Annotated in this window: 25 protein-coding genes; 17 read left to right on the top strand and 8 right to left on the bottom strand. The window is 44.6% G+C overall.

The genetic code is table 11. The annotated features are described in order from the left end of the window. The first annotated feature begins 80 nt into the window (after positions 1-80). Positions 81-998 carry an EamA family transporter RarD gene (gene rarD / locus D1B31_RS11225; protein WP_118920872.1) on the top strand — a complete coding sequence of 306 codons (918 nt, stop codon included), beginning with the start codon at positions 81-83 and terminating at the stop codon, positions 996-998. Between the two features lie 44 nt (positions 999-1,042). Here the strand turns inward: rarD and D1B31_RS11220 are convergent, their stop codons facing one another. Beyond that, on the bottom strand, positions 1,043-1,843 hold the full coding sequence (locus tag D1B31_RS11220) for an NAD kinase (RefSeq protein ID WP_118920871.1): 801 nt from the start codon (positions 1,841-1,843) through the stop codon (positions 1,043-1,045). A gap of 150 nt (positions 1,844-1,993) precedes the next feature. On the opposite strand from D1B31_RS11220, the gene sppA reads away from it, so the two are divergent. The 4 genes from sppA to ytfJ all read left to right on the top strand — a co-directional run bounded on the left by sppA (position 1,994) and on the right by ytfJ (position 4,768). Beyond that, positions 1,994-3,001, top strand: coding sequence for a signal peptide peptidase SppA (gene sppA / locus D1B31_RS11215; protein ID WP_118920870.1), 1,008 nt, complete (start codon positions 1,994-1,996; stop codon positions 2,999-3,001). A gap of 12 nt (positions 3,002-3,013) precedes the next feature. Beyond that, complete coding sequence (locus tag D1B31_RS11210) at positions 3,014-3,505, top strand: RDD family protein (RefSeq protein ID WP_118920869.1); 492 nt, start codon at positions 3,014-3,016, stop codon at positions 3,503-3,505. 84 nt (positions 3,506-3,589) lie between these two features. After that, positions 3,590-4,249, top strand: a complete 660-nt coding sequence (locus D1B31_RS11205) for a DUF2953 domain-containing protein (RefSeq protein ID WP_118920868.1) — start codon at positions 3,590-3,592, stop codon at positions 4,247-4,249. A gap of 12 nt (positions 4,250-4,261) precedes the next feature. Continuing rightward, positions 4,262-4,768 (top strand): GerW family sporulation protein, encoded by a 507-nt coding sequence (ytfJ, locus tag D1B31_RS11200; RefSeq protein ID WP_118920867.1) that lies wholly within the window; start codon positions 4,262-4,264, stop codon positions 4,766-4,768. 51 nt (positions 4,769-4,819) lie between these two features. On the opposite strand, the gene D1B31_RS11195 is transcribed toward ytfJ, so the two are convergent. Next, a complete protein-coding gene (locus D1B31_RS11195) occupies positions 4,820-5,590 on the bottom strand; it encodes a VOC family protein (protein ID WP_118920866.1) in 771 nt (256 codons plus the stop codon). Between the two features lie 176 nt (positions 5,591-5,766). Here D1B31_RS11195 and tpx point away from each other — a divergent pair, with 176 nt between their 5' ends. The 5 genes from tpx to D1B31_RS11170 all read left to right on the top strand — a co-directional run bounded on the left by tpx (position 5,767) and on the right by D1B31_RS11170 (position 10,290). Next, positions 5,767-6,267, top strand: a complete 501-nt coding sequence (gene tpx, locus D1B31_RS11190; RefSeq protein WP_118920865.1) for a thiol peroxidase — start codon at positions 5,767-5,769, stop codon at positions 6,265-6,267. 111 nt (positions 6,268-6,378) lie between these two features. After that, entirely contained in the window at positions 6,379-7,362 is a 984-nt protein-coding gene (locus tag D1B31_RS11185) for a class I SAM-dependent methyltransferase (RefSeq protein WP_118920864.1), read from the top strand. A gap of 269 nt (positions 7,363-7,631) precedes the next feature. Then, positions 7,632-8,825, top strand: a complete 1,194-nt coding sequence (locus tag D1B31_RS11180; protein ID WP_118920863.1) for an acetate kinase — start codon at positions 7,632-7,634, stop codon at positions 8,823-8,825. Positions 8,826-8,938: 113 nt separating this feature from the next. Then, complete coding sequence (locus D1B31_RS11175; protein WP_118920862.1) at positions 8,939-9,775, top strand: EcsC family protein; 837 nt, start codon at positions 8,939-8,941, stop codon at positions 9,773-9,775. After that, positions 9,775-10,290 (top strand): MogA/MoaB family molybdenum cofactor biosynthesis protein, encoded by a 516-nt coding sequence (locus tag D1B31_RS11170; protein ID WP_118920861.1) that lies wholly within the window; start codon positions 9,775-9,777, stop codon positions 10,288-10,290. Before D1B31_RS11175 ends, D1B31_RS11170 begins: the two co-directional genes overlap by 1 nt. A gap of 33 nt (positions 10,291-10,323) precedes the next feature. Here D1B31_RS11170 and D1B31_RS11165 read toward each other — a convergent pair whose 3' ends face one another. After that, the gene (locus D1B31_RS11165; protein ID WP_118920860.1) at positions 10,324-10,641 is read right to left on the bottom strand and encodes a hypothetical protein; all 318 of its coding nucleotides are present in this window, start codon (positions 10,639-10,641) and stop codon (positions 10,324-10,326) included. 23 nt (positions 10,642-10,664) lie between these two features. Further along, on the bottom strand, positions 10,665-11,117 hold the full coding sequence (locus D1B31_RS11160; protein WP_118920859.1) for a universal stress protein: 453 nt from the start codon (positions 11,115-11,117) through the stop codon (positions 10,665-10,667). 122 nt (positions 11,118-11,239) lie between these two features. On the opposite strand from D1B31_RS11160, the gene D1B31_RS11155 reads away from it, so the two are divergent. From D1B31_RS11155 to ald, 3 genes are all read left to right on the top strand, one after another. Continuing rightward, complete coding sequence (locus tag D1B31_RS11155; protein WP_118920858.1) at positions 11,240-11,452, top strand: hypothetical protein; 213 nt, start codon at positions 11,240-11,242, stop codon at positions 11,450-11,452. A gap of 102 nt (positions 11,453-11,554) precedes the next feature. Further along, positions 11,555-11,812 carry a hypothetical protein gene (locus D1B31_RS11150; RefSeq protein WP_420846091.1) on the top strand — a complete coding sequence of 86 codons (258 nt, stop codon included), beginning with the start codon at positions 11,555-11,557 and terminating at the stop codon, positions 11,810-11,812. A gap of 176 nt (positions 11,813-11,988) precedes the next feature. Then, positions 11,989-13,104 (top strand): alanine dehydrogenase, encoded by a 1,116-nt coding sequence (gene ald, locus D1B31_RS11145; protein ID WP_118920857.1) that lies wholly within the window; start codon positions 11,989-11,991, stop codon positions 13,102-13,104. 57 nt (positions 13,105-13,161) lie between these two features. Here ald and D1B31_RS11140 read toward each other — a convergent pair whose 3' ends face one another. Continuing rightward, positions 13,162-14,265, bottom strand: a complete 1,104-nt coding sequence (locus D1B31_RS11140) for a M24 family metallopeptidase (RefSeq protein ID WP_118920856.1) — start codon at positions 14,263-14,265, stop codon at positions 13,162-13,164. Between the two features lie 167 nt (positions 14,266-14,432). Between D1B31_RS11140 and D1B31_RS11135 the strand changes: the two genes are divergently transcribed. The 3 genes from D1B31_RS11135 (at position 14,433) to D1B31_RS11125 (ending at position 16,857) form a co-directional block, all read left to right on the top strand. Next, positions 14,433-15,113 (top strand): metal-dependent hydrolase, encoded by a 681-nt coding sequence (locus D1B31_RS11135; protein WP_118920855.1) that lies wholly within the window; start codon positions 14,433-14,435, stop codon positions 15,111-15,113. An 83-nt stretch (positions 15,114-15,196) separates the two neighbouring features. Beyond that, a complete protein-coding gene (locus tag D1B31_RS11130; RefSeq protein WP_118920854.1) occupies positions 15,197-15,433 on the top strand; it encodes a hypothetical protein in 237 nt (78 codons plus the stop codon). 104 nt (positions 15,434-15,537) lie between these two features. Further along, positions 15,538-16,857, top strand: coding sequence for a CBS domain-containing protein (locus tag D1B31_RS11125; protein WP_118920961.1), 1,320 nt, complete (start codon positions 15,538-15,540; stop codon positions 16,855-16,857). A gap of 65 nt (positions 16,858-16,922) precedes the next feature. On the opposite strand, the gene D1B31_RS11120 is transcribed toward D1B31_RS11125, so the two are convergent. Then, entirely contained in the window at positions 16,923-17,222 is a 300-nt protein-coding gene (locus tag D1B31_RS11120; protein ID WP_118920853.1) for a YtpI family protein, read from the bottom strand. A 111-nt stretch (positions 17,223-17,333) separates the two neighbouring features. Here D1B31_RS11120 and D1B31_RS11115 point away from each other — a divergent pair, with 111 nt between their 5' ends. After that, a complete protein-coding gene (locus tag D1B31_RS11115) occupies positions 17,334-18,272 on the top strand; it encodes a DHH family phosphoesterase (protein WP_118920852.1) in 939 nt (312 codons plus the stop codon). An 855-nt stretch (positions 18,273-19,127) separates the two neighbouring features. Here the strand turns inward: D1B31_RS11115 and ytrI are convergent. Together ytrI and ytrH are read right to left on the bottom strand one after the other, a co-directional pair. Next, positions 19,128-19,631, bottom strand: a complete 504-nt coding sequence (gene ytrI / locus D1B31_RS11110) for a sporulation membrane protein YtrI (protein WP_118920851.1) — start codon at positions 19,629-19,631, stop codon at positions 19,128-19,130. Then, positions 19,628-19,966: a sporulation membrane protein YtrH gene (gene ytrH / locus D1B31_RS11105; RefSeq protein WP_420846095.1), complete on the bottom strand. Its 339-nt coding sequence runs from the start codon at positions 19,964-19,966 to the stop codon at positions 19,628-19,630. The genes ytrI and ytrH overlap by 4 nt, the downstream gene beginning before the upstream one ends. Positions 19,967-20,152: the final 186 nt, after the last annotated feature.

Raw genomic sequence — 20,152 nt, 5'->3', positions numbered from 1 at the left:
AAATCCACTTAACATTACCAAGGAGTATCATGTATAATTATTAGATACTTCGATACTAGAAAGAATAGAGGCGCGAAATAATGGGGAACAAGGAAATAAAAAGTGGGGTCATTCAGGCAGGCTTTTCCTATTTATTATGGGGCCTTCTGCCAATTTACTGGAAACTTCTAGGTCATGTAAACGCAATTGAGATTCTCGCTAACCGCGTCTTTTGGTCATTTGTTTTCATGCTGGCACTTCTAGTGTTTTCTGGGAAATTTGGAGCCTTTCTAGGAGTTCTAAAAGAATTCAAGGCACAAAGAAAGCAGATTTATGCCTTATCGATCGCTTCAGTGCTGATCAGCGGGAACTGGGGGGTGTATATTTGGGCGGTTAATACCGGGCAAATGGTCGAAGCGAGCATGGGCTATTACATCAATCCGCTCGTGAGTGTTCTTCTTGGCATGATTGTCCTGAAAGAAAAATTGACGAAGGCGCAGTACGTTTCCTTTGCCCTCGCCTTTATCGGAGTCATCATCATCTCACTTTCATATGGGCGCTTTCCTTGGATTGCCTTGACTTTGGCCTTTACGTTTGGGTTTTACGGCCTGGCAAAAAAACTCATTAAAGTGGACTCTTCAATCGGCTTGACTCTTGAAACGATGGCAGTCACTCCGATTGCACTTGCCTATCTCATATTAATGCTGATAAAGGGCACGTCTGCCTATCTTCATACTGATATCGGTACGCATCTTCTACTGGCGGGTGCAGGGGTTGTAACAGCCCTTCCTCTTTTGTTTTTTGCGAATGGGGCCCAGAAGATTCCTTTATCCATGCTGGGATTTCTTCAATATATAGCTCCAACGCTGTCTTTAATGCTCGGGATCTTTGTCTATGGTGAGCAATTTAGTGGACTGCAACTTCTCGCGTTTATTTTTATCTGGTCCGCGCTCACACTCTATTCGCTTTCAAAAACAAGGTTGTTTGCTGCTGTTGGCGTGAGAATGCGTAACCACTAAACGAAAAGGCATTCGCAGTAAAATTGCGAATGCCTTTTTGTCTATTACAAAAATGTTCTCTGGACCTTTTCCCAGAAAGAATTATCTTTGAGTTTGACTGTTTTGATGATCTTATTGCTTAGTTTAATTTCGACCTTCTCCACATGCTGGATGCTGAGTGCTTCATTGTCCATCCCCATGGTTGGATAGTCATTCCCGTCTTGGACCACCTTAAGGGTAAGTGTCCGGTCACCACTCAAGATGAAAGATGATCCGAGTGTCCGGAATTTGTTATTGTTGAGCGATGCTAGTTCACTGACCTGCATACACGGCAACAACGGATCAACAATTGCTCCATTAACAGATTTATTATAGGCTGTACTTCCGGTTGGGGTTGAGACGATCATCCCGTCCCCGCGAAATGTTTCGAAATGGAGGCCATCGATAAAAACATCAAGCACAAAGGTCTTAATGATTGCGGATCTAATACTGAATTCATTCAGGCATTGGAAGCTCGTTTCCCCATCAATCTTAACTTCGATAGTCGGATAGCGGCGGACCTCGATTTTTTCGTTCGAAATCGCTTCAATCATTTTTTCAATATCATCGATATGGAAATCACAGTACATGCTAAGGCTGTCCGAGGTAGAAATTCCTGCATATAGGCAATCATCACGAAAGCCGGTCTTTCTGATGGCCTGAAGGAAGGTTCCCTCCCCTCCAATGCTGGTAATGATGTTTGCATCCCGGTAATCGTTGACGAGTGTAAAACCATACTGCTCTGCCAGGTCATAGAGCGGAGCTGCTTTTTTTAGCAATTCTTCATCCTGCTTATGATAAAAATACAAATTCTTTCGGTTGGCCAATATAATTCCTCCTTAGGCGGCAAAAGTTATTGGTATTCATAAACACAATCATTTGATAAACTGGTATTGTTTCTCTATCAAGTTTAGCATTTCTTTCTACTTTTTGAAATTATTTGCGAAGACGCAGGACATAGAAGGGGGATTTCCAAAATGAATGGAAAGCGATGGGCGGCACTCGGCATAGCTGTTGGCCTGTTCTTTGTTTCAGTTGTAATCAATTTCTTGTCGGGATTTGCCAAGAATGGGATTGAAAGTGATTTCAGTGATTTGTTTGCCTCGGCGGCTCAAAGCTATACGGAGGAAGTAATTGAAGAAGGCAATGCGCTAAAGAAAATTGTTGTGCTAGATGTGAACGGGGTTATACAGGATACTGGGGAAGCATCCTTCTTTGAGAGCCAGACATATAACCATAAAACCTTTATGGATAAACTGGAGAGCGCGGGCGGAGATGCCAGTGTCAAAGGAATCATCATCAGGGTAAACTCCCCTGGGGGTGGCGTGGTCGAAAGCGCCGAAATCCATGATAAGATAGTTGAAATTAGAAAAGAGACAAAAAAACCTGTCTTCATTTCCATGGCCTCAATGGCCGCCTCAGGTGGTTATTACATATCAGCACCGGCCGACAAGATTTTTGCCAGTCCTGAAACATTGACAGGATCGCTTGGTGTCATTATGCAAGGCGTAAACTATGAAGGCCTTGCTAAAAAATATGGCGTTGATTTTATGACCATAAAAAGCGGGCCTTATAAGGATATTATGAGCCCGACAAGAGAAATGACCGGGGAGGAAAAGGAGATTCTCCAAGGTATGATCAATAACTCTTATGAAGGCTTTGTAAAGGTCATTTCGGAAGGCCGGAAAATGTCTGCGGATCAGGTCAGGAAGCTTGCCGACGGAAGGATTTATGACGGCCGCCAGGCGAAAGAAGCTGGTTTAATAGATGAGTTTGGCTATCTTGATGACGTTATTTCCCAAATGAAAAAAGATAAAAAGCTTGGGGATGCGCAGGTGGTCCGATATACTGATGGACTCGGGTTTGGCTCCTTCTTCACCATGAAAGCAAAAAGCCTTCTAAGCGGCGACTCTGAAATTCAGGGACTCCTGCAAGTGCTAAGCAGAACTAACTCACCGCGGCTCATGTACCTATATTCTGAATAAGGGGGAAGCATGATGGAACACTATGAAAAACTGGATGAACAGCGCTTAATCCTCGAAGAAAATAGCTCCCTTGATGGAGAAGCGGGTACACCATTGAGATTTGCGGGTTTTTGGATGAGATTCTGGGCCTATCTGCTCGATTTGATCGTGGCAGGAAGCATTTTCAGGCTAATCGCTAAGCCTGTGTTCCGATTCTTTGAGATAGAATCTTCCGGAGGATTGTTCTCGCCGGATACTATTGTCTCAGCGGTTATTTTCTATCTGTACTTTGTCCTGATGACGAAATTCTTTCATCAGACGCTTGGAAAAATGGTTTTCGGACTAGCTGTTATTGATATAAAGGATGGAAATTTATCCTGGATAGATGTCCTGATCAGGGAATGGATAGGCAGATTCATCTCTTCATGGATCATCATTCTTTACATTATTCCGGCTTTCCATCCGAAGAAGCAGGCATTGCATGATATTTTTGCGGATACAGCCGTTATTCATACTGAGCGTTAATTATTTGGTAAACCTGTGCTACTGCAGCGCGGGTTTATTTTTTTTGTTTTTGCAAATACTAACCGGCTGAAGGGAGTGGGGAAAATGGGATGGTTCCTGGCCGTGGTTATGATTATTTTGACAATCACGCTCATCATGATTTTGCGAGTAACAGTAACTGTACAATACACGTACCAGGGAGGCAGGCATGAACTGAAAGTGAATACCAGTATATTATTTGGCTTGATAAATATCGAGATCCCGGTTCCTGATTTAATGGTGAAAACAAACCCACCCACTGTTTCGGTGAAAGGAAAGAACGATGAAGAAATTATCCCGCCTGAAGAATGGCTGGACAAAATAAAAAACTTGAAAGATTTGAAAGACAAAATAATCCAAACCCACGAAATTTTCAGGGGATTTTTGAAAGGTGTCACCATAAGAAAGTTTGAATGGCGAACGGCAGCCGGTACGGGTGATGCTGCCATGACAGGCATGATCACAGGAACCATTTGGGCATTAAAGGGAAGTATGATGAAATTAATTGCGGAGCATATAAAACTCAAGGGAGAACCAATCATCGACGTGGCCCCCTATTTTCAATTCCGAATTGCAGCCACTTCATTGACATGCATGTTTAGTTTTCGGGCAGGGAAAGCTATTGCAGCAGGAATCAGACTGTATAAGTATCTGAAATTGGAAGACAGGCAGCAAGGATCGAATGGCATGCCGGCACTCTCAAGCGAGGAAGGCCAGTCTTATTAAGGAGGAATTATTATGTCGGACCATCCAATTCAAGGCTTAATGACAACCGCTATGGAAAGCTTGAAGCAAATGATTGATGTGAACACAATCATTGGCGACCCGGTCGAAACACCTGATGGGAGCGTCATTCTTACCGTATCAAAAGTAGGGTTCGGTTTCGCGGCGGGAGGAACAGAATTCCAAAGCGGGGGCGGCCAGGAGTCCGGAAGCAAGCACCCTTTTGGAGGGGGAAGCGGTGGGGGCGTCTCCATCACGCCGATTGCTTTTTTAATTGTCAATTCCCAGGGAGTAAAAATGCTTCATCTAGATGAGAGTACTCACCTTTTGGAGCGGATTCTTGAAACAGCCCCGCAGGCAGTGGAAAAAGTCCAGCAGATGCTGGCAAAGAGTGGCGGCTCAGGAAACCAAAGTAAAGGGAAGGATCAAAACCAAGGGAAAGACCAGGATAAAGAAAGCGATAAAAATCAGAATTCAAACGAGAAGAGCCAAAATAACAGCAAGGCAGACTTCGATATTTGATTCGCTGCGAAAAGGGACAAGCTGCATCCCGAGCTTGTCCCTTTTTAAGCGCTAAATAAACTCATATTCCCCCTGGCCGATTTTCAAAGAAGTTCCTTTTAGAGCCGTCGAATTCGTTCGAAAGACAAGCTTTGAGAGCCTGTTAAGATGTCCTTCTTTAAAAACGATCCGGGAGCCGCTTATGGAATGCTCAGCAATATTACGAGATGGCATATTTACGGGTGAAAGTGTAAATAATTCCTGCCAGTGGGCTGCGGTCTCTAGAGGATTGGAAACCTCGAAGACAGCAGAGTGAAGAGAAATTTCGCCGCCAGGATGCGGCCGAATGACTCCCGATTCGATCATTGTCCTAAGACGCTCTTGGTCATTACCGTTCCATTGAATGATAAAGGGATAAGAAAGGCCATTAAAATCGCCTTCTATCATCATCATCCGCCACTCGATCAGTTGTCCCTGGGCGTTAAGCCGCTTCCCATATGTAATCGGGGATAAGTCGGCGCCCTTGTTGAGCAGCCTGCGTCTTACCTCCTCAATATCATCTGTTCGGAGGGCCAGTCTGGCAAGTACTTCATTTTCCGGCAAAAATGTTAGGGCGTCATCAACAAGCAAATTAGGTTCTTCGGGATTTTTGGCAAGTTTGATATCCTCGATTCCCAAAAATTCAACATAAAAGAGCTCGAAATAACTGAGCGCGTTATGAGTACCCCATTTTGTATGGGATCCTCCCTTGGAAGCAGCCAATCCATTTTCATGAAATATATTTATACAATGGTTCAAGTCATTCACATAATGGACAGCATGGTCCAGCTTTAGTTCTGCCATGTTTCATCCCCCGCCTTTTTGTGAAGTAATTAAATGATACACACAATACCCAAAAAATGAAAATCGTGCGCATAGCTTTAAATATTGTTCGGGCAGTGCAGGTCCTATCTTTTGCAAAAGACCTAGTGAAAAGTTATATTTACACTGTACATAGTGAATAAAGGAGGAAACTGGAGATGGCTTCTATTACATTTAAAGGTAATCCGGTTACATTGCTCGGCAGTGAAGTAAAAGTAGGCGATCAGGCACCTTCGTTTACGGTTCTTGCGAATGATTTATCCGAAGTGACTCTCGAGGATTCAAAGGGGCAGGTCAGATTGATTTCTGTTGTTCCTTCTCTTGATACGGGGGTTTGCGATGCGCAAACACGCCGCTTCAATGAAGAAGCAGCAAAACTGGATAACGTAAAGGTTTTGACGATCAGCGTCGACCTTCCTTTTGCGCAAAAACGCTGGTGCGGAGCGAACGGCATTGAAAACGTCCAGACGTTATCCGACCACCGCGACCTGTCATTCGGGGAGGCATTCGGGGTGGCCATTCAAGAACTGAGGCTTCTGGCCCGCGCAGTTTTTGTTGTAGATTCCAATGATAAAGTGACGTATGTGGAGTATGTTAGCGAGGCAACAAACCACCCTGATTACGACGCAGCAATTGAAGCAGCGAAAAAAGCAGAGTAAGGCAAGAATAAAGCTCCGGTTCTTCACCGGGGCTTTTTAAATTTTCATAACTTGTCTGGAAAAATAAAAGAAGCTAAAATGGGAAAGAGAAATTAATTCGGAGGCGAAACCATGAAATTATCTCCGGTAGAGCAACTATTTACCGTTTTTAACGAGACCACTTCCATCCTTCAGGAAGAATTATCGTGTACATACCTCGAAGCACTGGCAGAGACAGGAGAAAACCTTTTCCACGGCTCTGTTTTGCAGGAAGAAATCAGTGAAATCAATGCGAAACGGCTGAAAAAGAGCTATGAAAAGATTCACCTAAGCGCTTTTGCAAAAGAGGACATTAGAAAGGCGTTCCAGCTGGCGATTCTAAAAGGCATGAAGGAAAACGTGCAGCCTAACCATCAGATGACCCCGGATTCCGTTGGGATGCTGATTGGCTATCTCGTCCAGAAGTTCGTCCGCCATCCCGTTTTCAGGCTGCTCGATCCCGCTGTGGGAACAGGCAATCTGTTGACATCTGTCACGAATCAGCAAATGGATAAACAGGTGGAAGGGATCGGGATGGAAATCGATGATGTCCTTATCAAGCTTGCGTATGTGAATGCCAATCTTCAGGAGCAGTCTGTCCAGCTGTTTCATCAAGACAGCCTGCAGCCCATTTTCATTGATCCTGTGGATGCGGTTATTGCTGATCTTCCAGTTGGCTATTATCCGGATGATGAGAGGGCGGCTGAGTATAAGCTTGCAGCAGCAGAAGGGCATTCTTATGCGCACCATCTGTTCATTGAACAAAGCATAAACGCCACCAAGCCCGGCGGCTATCTCTTTTTTGTCATTCCGAATGGATTATTTGAAAGCCCTGAGGCGCCAAAGCTGCGCAGTTTTTTTAAAGAGTCTGCCCACATACAAGGCATCCTGCAGCTGCCTCTGTCGATGTTTAAATCAGAGAAGGCAGCGAAGAGCATCCTGATTTTGCAAAAGGCGGGTGAAGACACAAGGCCCCCAAAAGAAGCTTTACTCGTCAATCTGCCGGCCTTATCCAACCCCGCGGGAACGGAAAAGATTTTGACGCGCATAAGCCAGTGGATTTCCGAGAACAAATAAGGAATACGAGAAGCAGCCATTTTTCTTAGGCTGCTTTTCGATTTGCAGCTCTTTCTGGTTCGTATTCCTTTAGAACGCTAACAAAATCAATACCGAAAATACTGAATAGAACAACATTTTGCCAAAAGAGGGTAAATGAATGTATTTCCTTGAAAAGCACTTGATAGAGTGGGTAAACTGAAGGGTGACTGAAAGAAATAGAGTTTCCAAATGGGGCTGCCAGGATTCCGGCCCCGGGAAAGCTATGACTTAATAAAGGAGCGGTTCATATGGCAAAAATTATTGCAATCAATGCTGGAAGTTCTTCGTTGAAATTTCAGCTCTTTGAGATGCCGAGTGAAAAAGTTATTACAAAAGGGCTAATTGAACGGATTGGTTTTGACGATGCGGTTTTCAATATGAAGATTGGTAATGAAAAACTCAAGGAAGTCACGCGCATAGCGGATCACGAAGCAGCCGTTAAAATCCTGCTCGATAAATTGACTTCAACTGGAACAATCAAGTCACTTGATGAGATTTCTGGCGTTGGCCATCGGGTCGTACACGGCGGCGAAGCTTTCAATGACTCGGTCTTGATTGACGATGAAGTAATTCAAAAAATTGATGAATTGTCGGAGCTTGCGCCGCTTCACAATCCGGCCAACTTGACGGGCATTCTGGCATTCCGCCAAGTTTTGCCGAATATTCCTGCGGTAGCGGTTTTTGACACGGCATTCCATCAGACAATGCCGGAAAGCTCTTTTCTGTACAGCCTTCCGTATGATTACTATACAAAATATGGAATCAGGAAATACGGTTTCCATGGCACATCCCATAAATATGTTTCCCAGCGTGCTGCTGAGCTGCTCGGCCGCCCGATTGAGCAATTAAGGCTTTTGTCTTGCCACCTCGGAAATGGGGCAAGCATCGCAGCGATTGAAGGTGGCAAATCGCTCGACACATCCATGGGCTTTACTCCGCTTGCCGGAGTGACGATGGGAACCCGTTCAGGTAATATTGACCCTGCACTCATTCCATATATAATGGAGAAAACCGGCAAGACCGCAGACGGAGTGCTGGATGTATTAAACAAGAAAAGCGGTATGCTGGGAGTTTCGGGCTTTTCAAGTGATTTGCGCGATATTGAAATCCAGGCTTCCGAGGGAAATGAGCGCGCTGAGCTGGCGCTTGAGGTGTTTGCCAACCGGATCCATAAGTATATCGGCTCTTATGCGGCGCGCATGTCCGGGATCGATGCGATTATTTTTACTGCCGGAATTGGTGAAAACAGTGATGTCATCAGAGCCCGTGTTTTGCATGGCCTTGAATTTATGGGCGTATACTGGGACCCTGCTTTAAATAAGGTAAGAGGCCAGGAAGCATTCATCAACTATCCTCATTCACCTGTAAAGGTTATTGTTATCCCTACGGATGAAGAAGTGATGATTGCCCGCGATGTCATGCGCTTCGGCAATATACAATAAGAACGAATTAGGCTGTACCCTGTTAGTGGTACGGCCTATTTATATTCTAACTTTTCAGTGTGCCTGTCCGGATATGCTATACTGAAGAAAAGTTCACGATTGGGGGGCCATTCATGCCGCTGACAGACAGGGAGAATGCCATTCTTTCCGAAATCAAGGAATGGGAAAGAAAGCTTTTTGAATATGAACCAAACGATTTCCAAATGACCTACGAAAAATATTTGGAAACAGCTTTTTCCATGCTGCCCGAGAACGTTCGCGCTCAATTTTATTCGCTTGTTGACAATTGGCTGTTCCATTTGAATGCAATGATTCAAGGTGCTCAATTCCAGCTTGATGCGAAAGAACGCATTCTCGCCTCGGCAAGAATATTCCGAAGTGATATAGAACGAGTAGAAGACTTAAGGAATCTGAAAATTGATGAGCTTAACTATATTGCGCAGCAATCAATTGCTAGACATCGGTTTTATTCTTTTGCACAGGGGGGACTGTCCGGAACAGGAGGAACCCTGTTGCTCGGAATGGACATCCCGGCCATGGCTGTCATCAATCTCCGTGCGGTGCAACTGTTGGCCATGACATATGGGTACGAAGTCAATACGCCATTCGAAATGATGGCTTCCTTAAAGGTATTCCATACATCCACTCTCCCTCCGAGGATGCAGGCGGATAGCTGGACTGATCTAGTGAATGAACTTGAAGGTGACAGAGATAGGTACTTCTATGAAGGCAGCGATCAACTAACTGACTCTACATGGCTTGAACAACCGGTCCGTCAGCTTTTCAAGGCCATGGTCATTGCTCTTTTCCGCAAAAAGATGATACAGGGCCTTCCGCTGGTCAGTATGGCTGTAGGGTCTATTTCAAATTATCAGCTTACGAGAAGAGTGACCGATTTTTCCCATAACTATTACAGGCTGCGCTATTTAATGGATAAGGAGGGGCGCTGATGAGTGTCCAGGAGCATAAAAAACAGGCACCGAACTCGGTAGCCTGCAAAATCATTACCGTTAGTGATACCCGTGATAAAGAAACGGACAAAAGTGGAAAGCTAATTATGGAGCTGCTTGAAGCACAAGGCCATACAATAGCGGACTATTGTATTGTGAAAGATGAAGGGGAATTGATTAAAACCGAGGTGCAGAACGGATGCGCCAATCCGGAAGTCGAGGTTGTTATTACAAACGGCGGCACCGGAATTGCAATGCGCGATGTGACGATTGAAACAGTGACAAAGCTGTTTGAAAAAGAGATTTCTGGGTTTGGAGAATTGTTTCGAATGCTTAGTTATCAGGAAGACATCGGTTCAGCCGCCCTTATGTCAAGAGCAGCTGCAGGGGTTGTCAATCATCGGGCAGTCTTCTCGATCCCTGGATCATCCGGGGCGGTCAGACTCGCTATGAATAAACTCATCCTTCCCGAAATCGGCCATGTGGTCAGGGAACTGAAAAAAGATTTACTGTGATTCAAAGGAAAAGCTCCCAGCCGGGAGCTTTTTCTAATCTTGGGGTTTTTCATCGAGCGCGTTATCTCCGGCCCTGTACCAGAGCCATAAATCATTGATGATGGACGCCAGTTCGGCAATTTCGGTGTTCAGCTCGCATGAACGGCTAAAACTACTTTCATTTGACAAATCGCCTTGGCGTTCGTTGATTAGTGTTTCTAGTTCTATGATTCGGTCGGGTATGGCTCCCCGTATTTGTTCCCATGAAAAAAGGATTTTTTCCTGAGTTTCCACACTGTAATCTTGCCAGTCTTTTGTTAAGTCAGGTACTGGGATACCTAAGCGGCTGTCATAAGAAAAAAACTGCTCCATTTGTTACCTCCGTATCTTCCCACTTAAGAAAATTCTTTTTCAGACCTTACGATTAAAACGTCGCAGGGTGCATGCCTTGTAATATTCTCGGATACGCTGCCTATTAAAAATCTTTCGACTGCATTGAGGCCGGTTGCTCCGCAAACAATGAGGTCGATGTTTTGGCTTTTTGCAATATCTTTCGGGATTCTCAATTTTGGCGATCCGAATTCCACGAGACAGTTTACGTTTTTCAGGCCGTAATCAATGGCCTGTGTTTTATACTGTTCGAGGAGTTCATACGCGTATTGGTCTGCCCGGTCTGCAACAGCCTGATCATAGGCCTCGACAATGGCGAAGGTCCGGGTATCAATGACATGGATGAGCAAAAGGTCTGCTCCGTTTCTCATAGCGATGCCAAGAGACTTCCGGTAAGCGAGTTCAGCTTCTTTCGATCCATCCACCGCCACCAAAATTCTTTGATAATTGTTAGCCATTTTAAACCCCCCTGTCAAATTAATTGTACAAGCAAACAATGGGTCGGAAAAACTTTCTGGCCTTTTATAGAATTATACAGGAAAACCGGCATGTATAGGGATAAACAAGTGGCGGAAACTAATTGGTGGATAAAGAAATTACTTTTTTGCCGAATGGAGAAGATGAAATGACAAAGGAAAAACAGAAAAGGTTCGAATATGATGAAAAAGGAACTGAAACTGTCAGTATGCAAATTATGAACTCCTATAACAGCGGCTTCATGGGGGAGCAGGAAGCTAAGGAAAAAAGGGACAAGTATCCTATGGCGGAAGGTGAAATTGGCAAGGAATCATAAGGGGTTCTGTAATTTTGCAAACCTAGGGCAAAAACCCACGACCATCCATGGGTGGACGCATATCCTTTTAGTGTATGAAATACAAAAGAGGAGGAGTCTGCTTTGAATAATGAGTACCAGTTTGTTGGTGCGCAGCCTGAGATGATGGGGCATCATGAAATGATAGATATGAATGACCAGCGCTTTGGGTTTGGACGTCCATGGGGCTTTGGCGGGTGGGGCTTCGGGCGCCCGTGGGGTTTTGGAGGATTTTTCCCAGGATTTTTAGGAGGGCTGGCGGCTGGAGCGCTTTTGGCACCAGAATTCGGATATGGATACGGATACGGCTATCCTTTTTACGGTTACCCGTACTATTGGTAATGCAAAAGAAATTAATTGTGCAGAGTGCCTGGTAATCGCCGGCACTCTGTTTATGATTTTGGGTGATTTGGGACCGAATGGCGAAAAATTGTCCGAATAATGTTTCTTTTGGTAAAATAAAAGTGCAAGCTTAACAGTACAGCTGACAAGACATTTTTTTGTAGGAGGCATAGAAGATGAGGATAGGGGTACCAGGAGAAATTAAAAACAATGAAAACCGGGTTGCGATGACACCCGCGGGGGTTATGAACCTCCTGAAGTTCGGCCATGATGTGTACATAGAATCTGGTGCCGGGCTTGGATCGGGTTTTTCTGATGAGGACTACAAGTCGGCGGGTGCCAACATTGTCCAGACGGCAGCAGAAGCCTGGGACAAGGATATGGTCATGAAGGTAAAAGAGCCGCTTCCTGAAGAATATAAATTCTTCTATGAAGGGTTGATATTATTTACATACCTGCATCTTGCTCCTGAGCCTGAACTGACGAAAGCGCTGATCGAGAAAAAGGTAACGGGAATCGCATATGAAACGGTACAGCTTCAGAATGGCGCGCTTCCGCTACTGACCCCAATGAGTGAGGTAGCTGGGAGGATGGCGGCACAGGTCGGCGCACAGTTCCTCGAAAAGGTGCATGGAGGCAAAGGGATTCTTCTGTCAGGTGTACCTGGGGTCCAAAGGGGGGTTGTCACGATTGTTGGCGGAGGGGTAGCCGGCACGAATGCGGCAAAAATGGCAATCGGGCTCGGCGCTAAAGTCACAATTATTGACTTGAATCCGGAAAGGCTTCGCCAGTTGGATGATATATTCGGTTCCAGTGTTACCACTCTTATGTCAAATCCTTATAATATTGCTGAGGCTGTCAAAGAATCCGACCTTGTCATTGGGGCTGTTTTAATCCCGGGTGCTAAGGCTCCTAAGCTTGTAACCGAGGATATGATCAAATCGATGAAGCCTGGCAGTGTTGTGGTGGATATCGCCATCGATCAGGGCGGCATTTTTGAAACAACCGACAGGATTACGACACATGATAACCCTACCTACATGAAACATGGTGTTGTCCATTATGCTGTTGCGAATATGCCTGGTGCCGTTCCAAGGACTTCGACGATTGCATTGACAAATGGAACAGTTCCCTATGCCCTTCAAATTGCGAACAAAGGATATAAGCAAGCCTGTCTCGATAATGAAGCCCTTCTAAAAGGGATGAACACCTTGCACGGCCATGTCACATATAAAGCTGTTGCTGAAGCGCAGAATCTTGAGTATGTTAAAGTAGAGTCCCTGCTTAATTAGAAATAATATGAAAAAGCAGGCTGCCCAGTTCATCACGGGCAAGCCTGCTTTTTATTCTTATCTAATGATCTGAAGTTCTTTTGGATATTTTGTCAGTACCTCGAGTCCGGAAGCCGTTACATGGACATCGTCCTCAATCCTGACCCCAGCGAGACCAGGTACATAAATACCCGGTTCGATTGTAAAGACCATCCCTTCCTCTAGGCGTAGAGGGCTTGTTTCCATAATGGAAGGATACTCATGGACGTTGATTCCAAGGCCATGGCCGAGTCTGTGAGGGAAGTGTTCTCCATAGCCGGCAGCTGTAATCACGTCTCTTGCGGCCAGGTCAACAGTGGAGCATGCTGTTCCGGGCTTGCTGGCTTCGATAGCAGCAAGCTGAGCTTTTAAAACTGTATCATAGATTTCCTTTTGCTTTTCAGTTACCTCACCGTATGCAAGCGTTCTGGTAATGTCGGAACAGTACCTGTCAACGACAACGCCAAGGTCGAAAAGGACAAAATCGCCTTTTTTGATTTTAGTCTGTCCAGGGTTCCCGTGTGGGGACGCGGCATTTTCGCCTGTCAGAACCATCGTGCTGAAGGACATTTGTTTAACGCCCTTTTTCTTCAATTCAAATTCAATGGCGGCAAGCACCTCAAGCTCTGTTTTTCCTTCCTGGATTTCACTTGCGCCTACTTCAATGGCGTAATCCGCCAGAGCTGCTGCCTCGCGCAGCGCCTTAAGTTCGCTCTCATCCTTTATGAGCCTTAGCGCCCTCATTTTTTCTTCTGCAGAAATGAACTGTACGGCATCAGGGAAAATACGCTTCAGTTCCTCGTAACGCTCGACATTTAGATGTTCTTTTTCAATTGCGATGTTTTGCGCGGTTTTCGGAAGGCGCTTGGCAATTGAGGTTTGGATCATTTCCCAAGGGTTATCAGTGTCCTTAAATCCAATGATTTCGTATTCCCAGCCGGCATTCTGCGCATCATTTCTCTCCATTGCTGGACAAACAAGGAATGGTTCTTCATCCTGGAATACAGCAAGTCCCAATAAACGTTCATGCGGGTCGGTGTAAAATCCGCTTAAATAAAAGACGTTATCGGGAGAGCTGATAAATGATACGTCGGCATCCTGGTCTTTCATCCAGGCTGAAAGTTTTTGCAGTCTTTCATTCATAGTTAAATCCCCCTGCTATATGTAATTGTATACTGTCTTATTATAACAGTATCCAGTCATTTTATTGAACATTCGCTTCAAAACCCGTTAAAATAATAGTTAGACAGGAAATATAGTACCACAATGGAACTTGGCTAATGTACAAATAATTGAAAGGGGTATGTGCTATGAAAATTTCTTACCACGGCCATTCAGTTGTAAAAATAGTAACGGGGGAAACAACGATCTTAATTGACCCTTTTATTAACGGAAATCCGCTAACGGATTTGAAGGAAGAAAATGAAAAGCCTGATGTTATTCTTGTTTCGCATGGCCATAATGACCATGTCGGGGATACTGTCAGTTTGGCAAAAAGAAATGATTCTCTTGTCATCGCCAATTTTGAAACCTCGACTTTCCTCGGCTGGCAAGGGGTAAAAACGCACGGGATGCATATTGGCGGGGCGTATCAGTTTGATTTTGGAAAAGTAAAGCTTACCCAGGCTTTCCATGGTTCAAGTTATGAAACAGAAGATAAGCAGATGATTTATTGCGGAATGCCTGCTGGAATTTTATTTATGGCTGAAGGCAAAACTGTGTATCACGCGGGAGATACCGCATTATTCTCTGACATGAAACTGATTGGGGAAAGGCACCCGATTGATATAGCTTTCCTGCCTATAGGCGATAATTTCACGATGGGGCCGGAGGATGCTGCCTATGCTGCTAAACTGCTGGGGGCAAAAACAGTTGTGCCCATCCATTACAATACATTCCCGCCGATCAAGCAGGATCCACACTCGTTTGTAGAAATGCTCGAAGAAGGACAGGGCAAGGTAATGGAGCCGGGTGATTCACTGGAACTTTAATAGCTCGGTTCCGCTCAAACTCTATACTTTTTCCCCTCTTTTATGCATAAAGATAAAACAAGCATACAAAGGGGGAATTACGATTGAGAAAAAATAGATTGCTGCTTTGCTTGTTGTTAACATTGTTCTTGATCTACTACGCGGGACCCCGCCTGCCGATTGATTCCGGCATGGCGGGTTTCTTTACAGTGGTCTGGACTTCGTTCGCTATTCTTGTAGCTGCCGGAAATATTGCGGGCATCGTAAAGGCCCGCGGATCCATACCAGTGCATCCAGCCGGGAAAAAGCAAAGAAGGCCAGTCAGGTCCCGTTCAAACTGAAATTACGTCCAGCCCTTCATTGAATCAGTTATCTAATATCTCTATAATAGAGTTATATCTATTCCGCTATCAAATGGCGGGAACTTTTGCAAAGGGTGAAGGTCTTGGCAACTAAGCACGAACAAATTCTGCGCTATATAGATGAACTGACAGTTGGGGATAAAATCTCCGTGCGCCAAATCGCCAAGGCGATGAATGTAAGTGAAGGAACCGCCTACAGGGCGATCAAAGATGCTGAAAATAAAGGATATGTCAGTACGATTGAGAGAGTCGGAACAATCCGTATTGAACGGAAAAAGAAAGAAAACATTGAAAAGCTGACATATGCCGAAATTGTCAATATTGTCGATGGCCAAGTCATCGGCGGAAAGGCCGGACTCCATAAGACGCTAAATAAATTCCTAATTGGCGCAATGAAGCTCGATGCAATGATGCGCTATACCGGTCCAGGGAACCTTCTCATCATCGGCAATCGGACAGAAGCTCAGGAATATGCCTTAAAAGCTGGCGCTTCAGTCCTCATAACTGGCGGGTTCGATACGGACGAACATGTAAAGAAGCTCGCTGATAAGCTTCAACTGCCGATTATTTCAACAAGCTATGATACGTTTACAGTTGCGACTATGATCAACAGGGCCATTTATGACCAGTTGATTAAAAAGGAAATTACTCTGGTCGAGGATATTCTTACTCCTTTGGAGGAAACAATTTATTTAACGGTAACCGATCAAGTCAGCCAGTGGCTTCAGTATAATCGGGAAACAAAACATGGCAGATATCCTGTAACGGATCATTCCATGAAGGTTCTTGGGGTTGTTACACCGAAGGATATTATGGGTCAGGAATTGGATACTCCAATTGACAAAGTCATGACCAAGAACCCCGTAGTAGTCAGCGGTAAAACAAGTGTAGCCTCTGCATCGCATATGATGGTTTGGGAAGGGATTGAACTTCTGCCGGTCGTGGATGATTCCAATCGGTTGATTGGGATCATAAGCCGCCAGGATGTCCTGAAGGCGCTGCAGTTAATCCAGCGCCAGCCACAGGTTGGTGAAACACTGGATGATATTGTAACGAGCCAACTGGTTTTATCACAGGGAAAGACTAAAGGTGAGGATTATTACAGTATCAATGTCATGCCGCAAATGACGAACCATCTTGGCACAATTTCCTATGGGGTATTTACGACAATTGTTTCCGAAGCTGCGAGCAGGGCGTTAAGGGGTTATAAAAAAGGGGATTTGGTTGTCGAAAATATGACAATCTACTTCCTGAAGCCTGTGCAAATTGACAGCAATCTTGAAATTCATCCGAAAGTTTTGGAGGTTGGCAGGAAGTTTGGAAAAGTGGATGTGGAAGCTTTCAGTGAAGGCTCTATGGTCGGCAAGGCCATGATGATGTGCCAGCTCATGGACAGGAGCTAAAAAAGTCGTACCAAACCGGCTATCATCCTTAAATGAAAAAGCGCCTTTGGCAGGCGCTTAATTGATTAACTATTTCCTTCTGCTTCTTCGATGGCATGCGGCAGGTAAAATTTATAAGCTTTGATTCCTGACCATATATTAATGCCTCCGAGCAGGATAAAGACTGCTGCAACAAGATAAGTAACAGGGGAGTGGGTTAAAAACAGCTGGTTTATCCCGAACGTAAAGACAAACGCTCCCAGGGCGATGCTTGACTTTGCGGAAATCCATTTCTTTTCGGCGGGCCGGCTGCTCCTTACATACTTAATCTTATAAAACACATAAAATGCTAGTGAAATGATGATAACAATAACAAGCGCTGGCATGGCTGGACCTCCAAAAATAGTTTCTATACCATTGTAGCGCCATAATGGTGGAAATGCCAGAGCCATGCGGAGATTCAGCAGGCAATTGATTTGATCTGAAGGAGATTAAATATGGTTACTAAAATTTTGGAACTGATAGAAGAATACAATACAATCATCATTCACCGCCACGTTCGTCCTGACCCGGATGCATATGGATCGCAAAGTGGTCTGGCTGAAATCATAAAGGCTTCCTATCCTGGCAAAACAGTTTTCACAGTTGGGAAAGATGAGGAGACTTTAGTATATCTAAAGAAGATGGATGACATTCCGGATGAGGCTTTCATGGGTGCTCTGGCCATTGTATGTGATACAGCCAATACTGAACGGATTTGTGATTCGCGTTACAAGATGGGTGATAAGCTGATTAAAATTGACCATCATCCAAATGAAGATGCATATGGCGATTTAATCTGGGTGGATACGGATGCAAGTTCAACGAGCGAAATGATTTATGAATTATATTTGTCTGGAAAAGACCGCGGCCTTATGATGACGGATGAAGCAGCCAGGCTTTTATTTGCCGGAATTGTTGGCGATACAGGCAGATTCCTCTATCCAAGCACGACTGAAAAAACGTTTGCTTACGCGGGGGAGCTGATTCATTATCAATTCTCCAGAACGGAACTTTACGATAAGATGTATGAACTTGATGCCAATATCATTAAATTGAATGGATATATTTTGCAAAACTTCGAGATGCTTGATTATGGAGTTGCGTCAGTTGTTTTGAAAAGAGAACTGCTCGAGGAATTTAATGCAAAGCCTTCCGAGGCGTCCCTTTTGGTCAGTACTCTTGGCAGTGTGAAAGGAATTAAGGCGTGGGTGTTTTTTATTGAGGAAGAAGATCAAATCAGAGTCAGGCTCCGTTCAAAAGGGCCAGTCATCAATGGCGTTGCCAGGAAGTTTGATGGAGGCGGCCATCCGCTTGCAGCCGGCGCTTCCATTTATTCTTGGAAAGAAAAAGACGCGGTGCTAGCTGAATTGAATAAAGTATGCAGAACCGAATAGCGGTAAAAGGCTGGCCAAGGTATAGATGGCCGGCCTTATTTATCGTTAAGGGACGTTAAAAGTCGCAGAGGCGGCACTTATGCGACACTAAACTTTGGTTTTGGAGCACTGGTGTCGCATAGCAAGCACTTATGCGACACCCAAACCCAGGTTTTGAAGAACTAAAGTCGCAGAGGCGGCACTTATGCGACACTAAACCCAGGTTTAAGAGAACTAATGTCGCATAGTCGGCACTTATGCGACACCAAACCCAGGTATAGAAGAACTAATGTCGCATAGTCGGCACTTATGCGACACCAAACCCAGGTATAAAAGAACTAATGTCGCATAGTCGGCACTTATGCGACACTAAACCCAGGTTTAAGAGAACTAATGTCGCATAGTCGGCACTTATGCGACACCAAACCCAGGTTTAGAAGAACTAATGTCGCATAGGCGGCACTTATGCGACACCAAACCCAGGTATAGAAGAACTAATGTCGCATAGTCGGCACTTATGCGACACCAAACCCAGGTATAGAAGAACTAATGTCGCATAGCAAGCACTTATGCGACACCAAACCCAGGTATAGAAGAGCTAACGTCGCATAGGCGGCACTTATGCGACACCAAACCCAGGTTTAGAAGAACTAATGTCGCATAGCAAGCCCTTATGCGACACCAAACTCAGGTTTAGAAGAACTAATGTCGCATAGGCGGCACTTATGCGACACCAAACCCAGGTATAGAAGAACTAATGTCGCATAGTCGGCACTTATGCGACACCAAACCCAGGTTTAGAAGAACTAAAGTCGCATAGTCGGCACTTATGCGACACCAAACCCGGGTTTAGAAGAACTAATGTCGCATAGGTGGTTATTTAGCCAAATAGATTTTGAGTTGGATGATTACATTTGTAAAAATGATCAGTTCTTCCACTTCCAGCCTGTATTTTTTGCCATTAATTGTTACTGTTCGGTTCTCGATGACTTTTTTGATCAAGTCCTTATTTTTATAAACTGTCTCGATGTCCTTTGCCTTCAGTGTTTTAAGGTCTTCAACGACTGCTTCTTCTGTTTCTGCGATGCTTAGGAGGTCGATGTTATAGCGTTTTGGGTTTGTAATTTTGACGGTTATCTTTTGAACAAGCAATTGTTCAATATTTTCCTTGTTCAGATTCTTAAATTCATCTTGCCAAATTTTAATGTCGTCGCGCAGGTCCTGAATAGTATCCTGCTGATCTTTTATGAGCATCGTCTGCTTTTCCTGCAGGATGCCGTGCATATAAAGAAGTAACAGCCAGCCGAGCACTCCACCCAATGCCAGTCCTGCAAAAAAACGCTGCCATGACTTGTCCTTGTAATAAGGAGGGACTCTCATGACGGTATGAACTCCTGGGTAAACCAATCAATCAGCAGCGCGCCTGTCTGGGCGCCGCCGAGCGCTGATAAAATAAACAGGATCTGCTTGATGATGTCCTTTGTCTGTCCGTCAAAAATTCCCCTCTCGAATTGATAAATCGGATCAAATGTTCCGCCGATTGCCGCAACAATTGCCCATATTCTCAGGGAAGAAGAAAGTCTTGCAATCGTCGTCAATACCGGCTGCCCGGTCAGGAAAGAGGCAATCCCGCCTATTAAGGCTCCCCCAAGCAATACCCCCAGTGAAATAAAATAACTCTGAATGAATGTTGTTATAAATCCAGCCTGGTTCATTGAATCCATCCTTTTTTCCTGAATAGTCTCCTTCTTCCATCATATGGACAATCAAATAGGAATATGAGTCTCCTGGACACGATTCAGGTAAACCGTTGAACTTATCTAAAAAGAGTCCCTGAAAATGGGAACATATTTTCCTTTTACAAAATGAAGTTCTATAATAGAAATAAGATGAGTTATAAA

The sequence above is a fragment of the Neobacillus notoginsengisoli genome, from assembly GCF_003515685.1.
Classification (GTDB): domain Bacteria; phylum Bacillota; class Bacilli; order Bacillales; family Cytobacillaceae; genus Bacillus_D; species Bacillus_D notoginsengisoli.
This window is presented reverse-complemented; position numbering and strand designations above follow the sequence as displayed.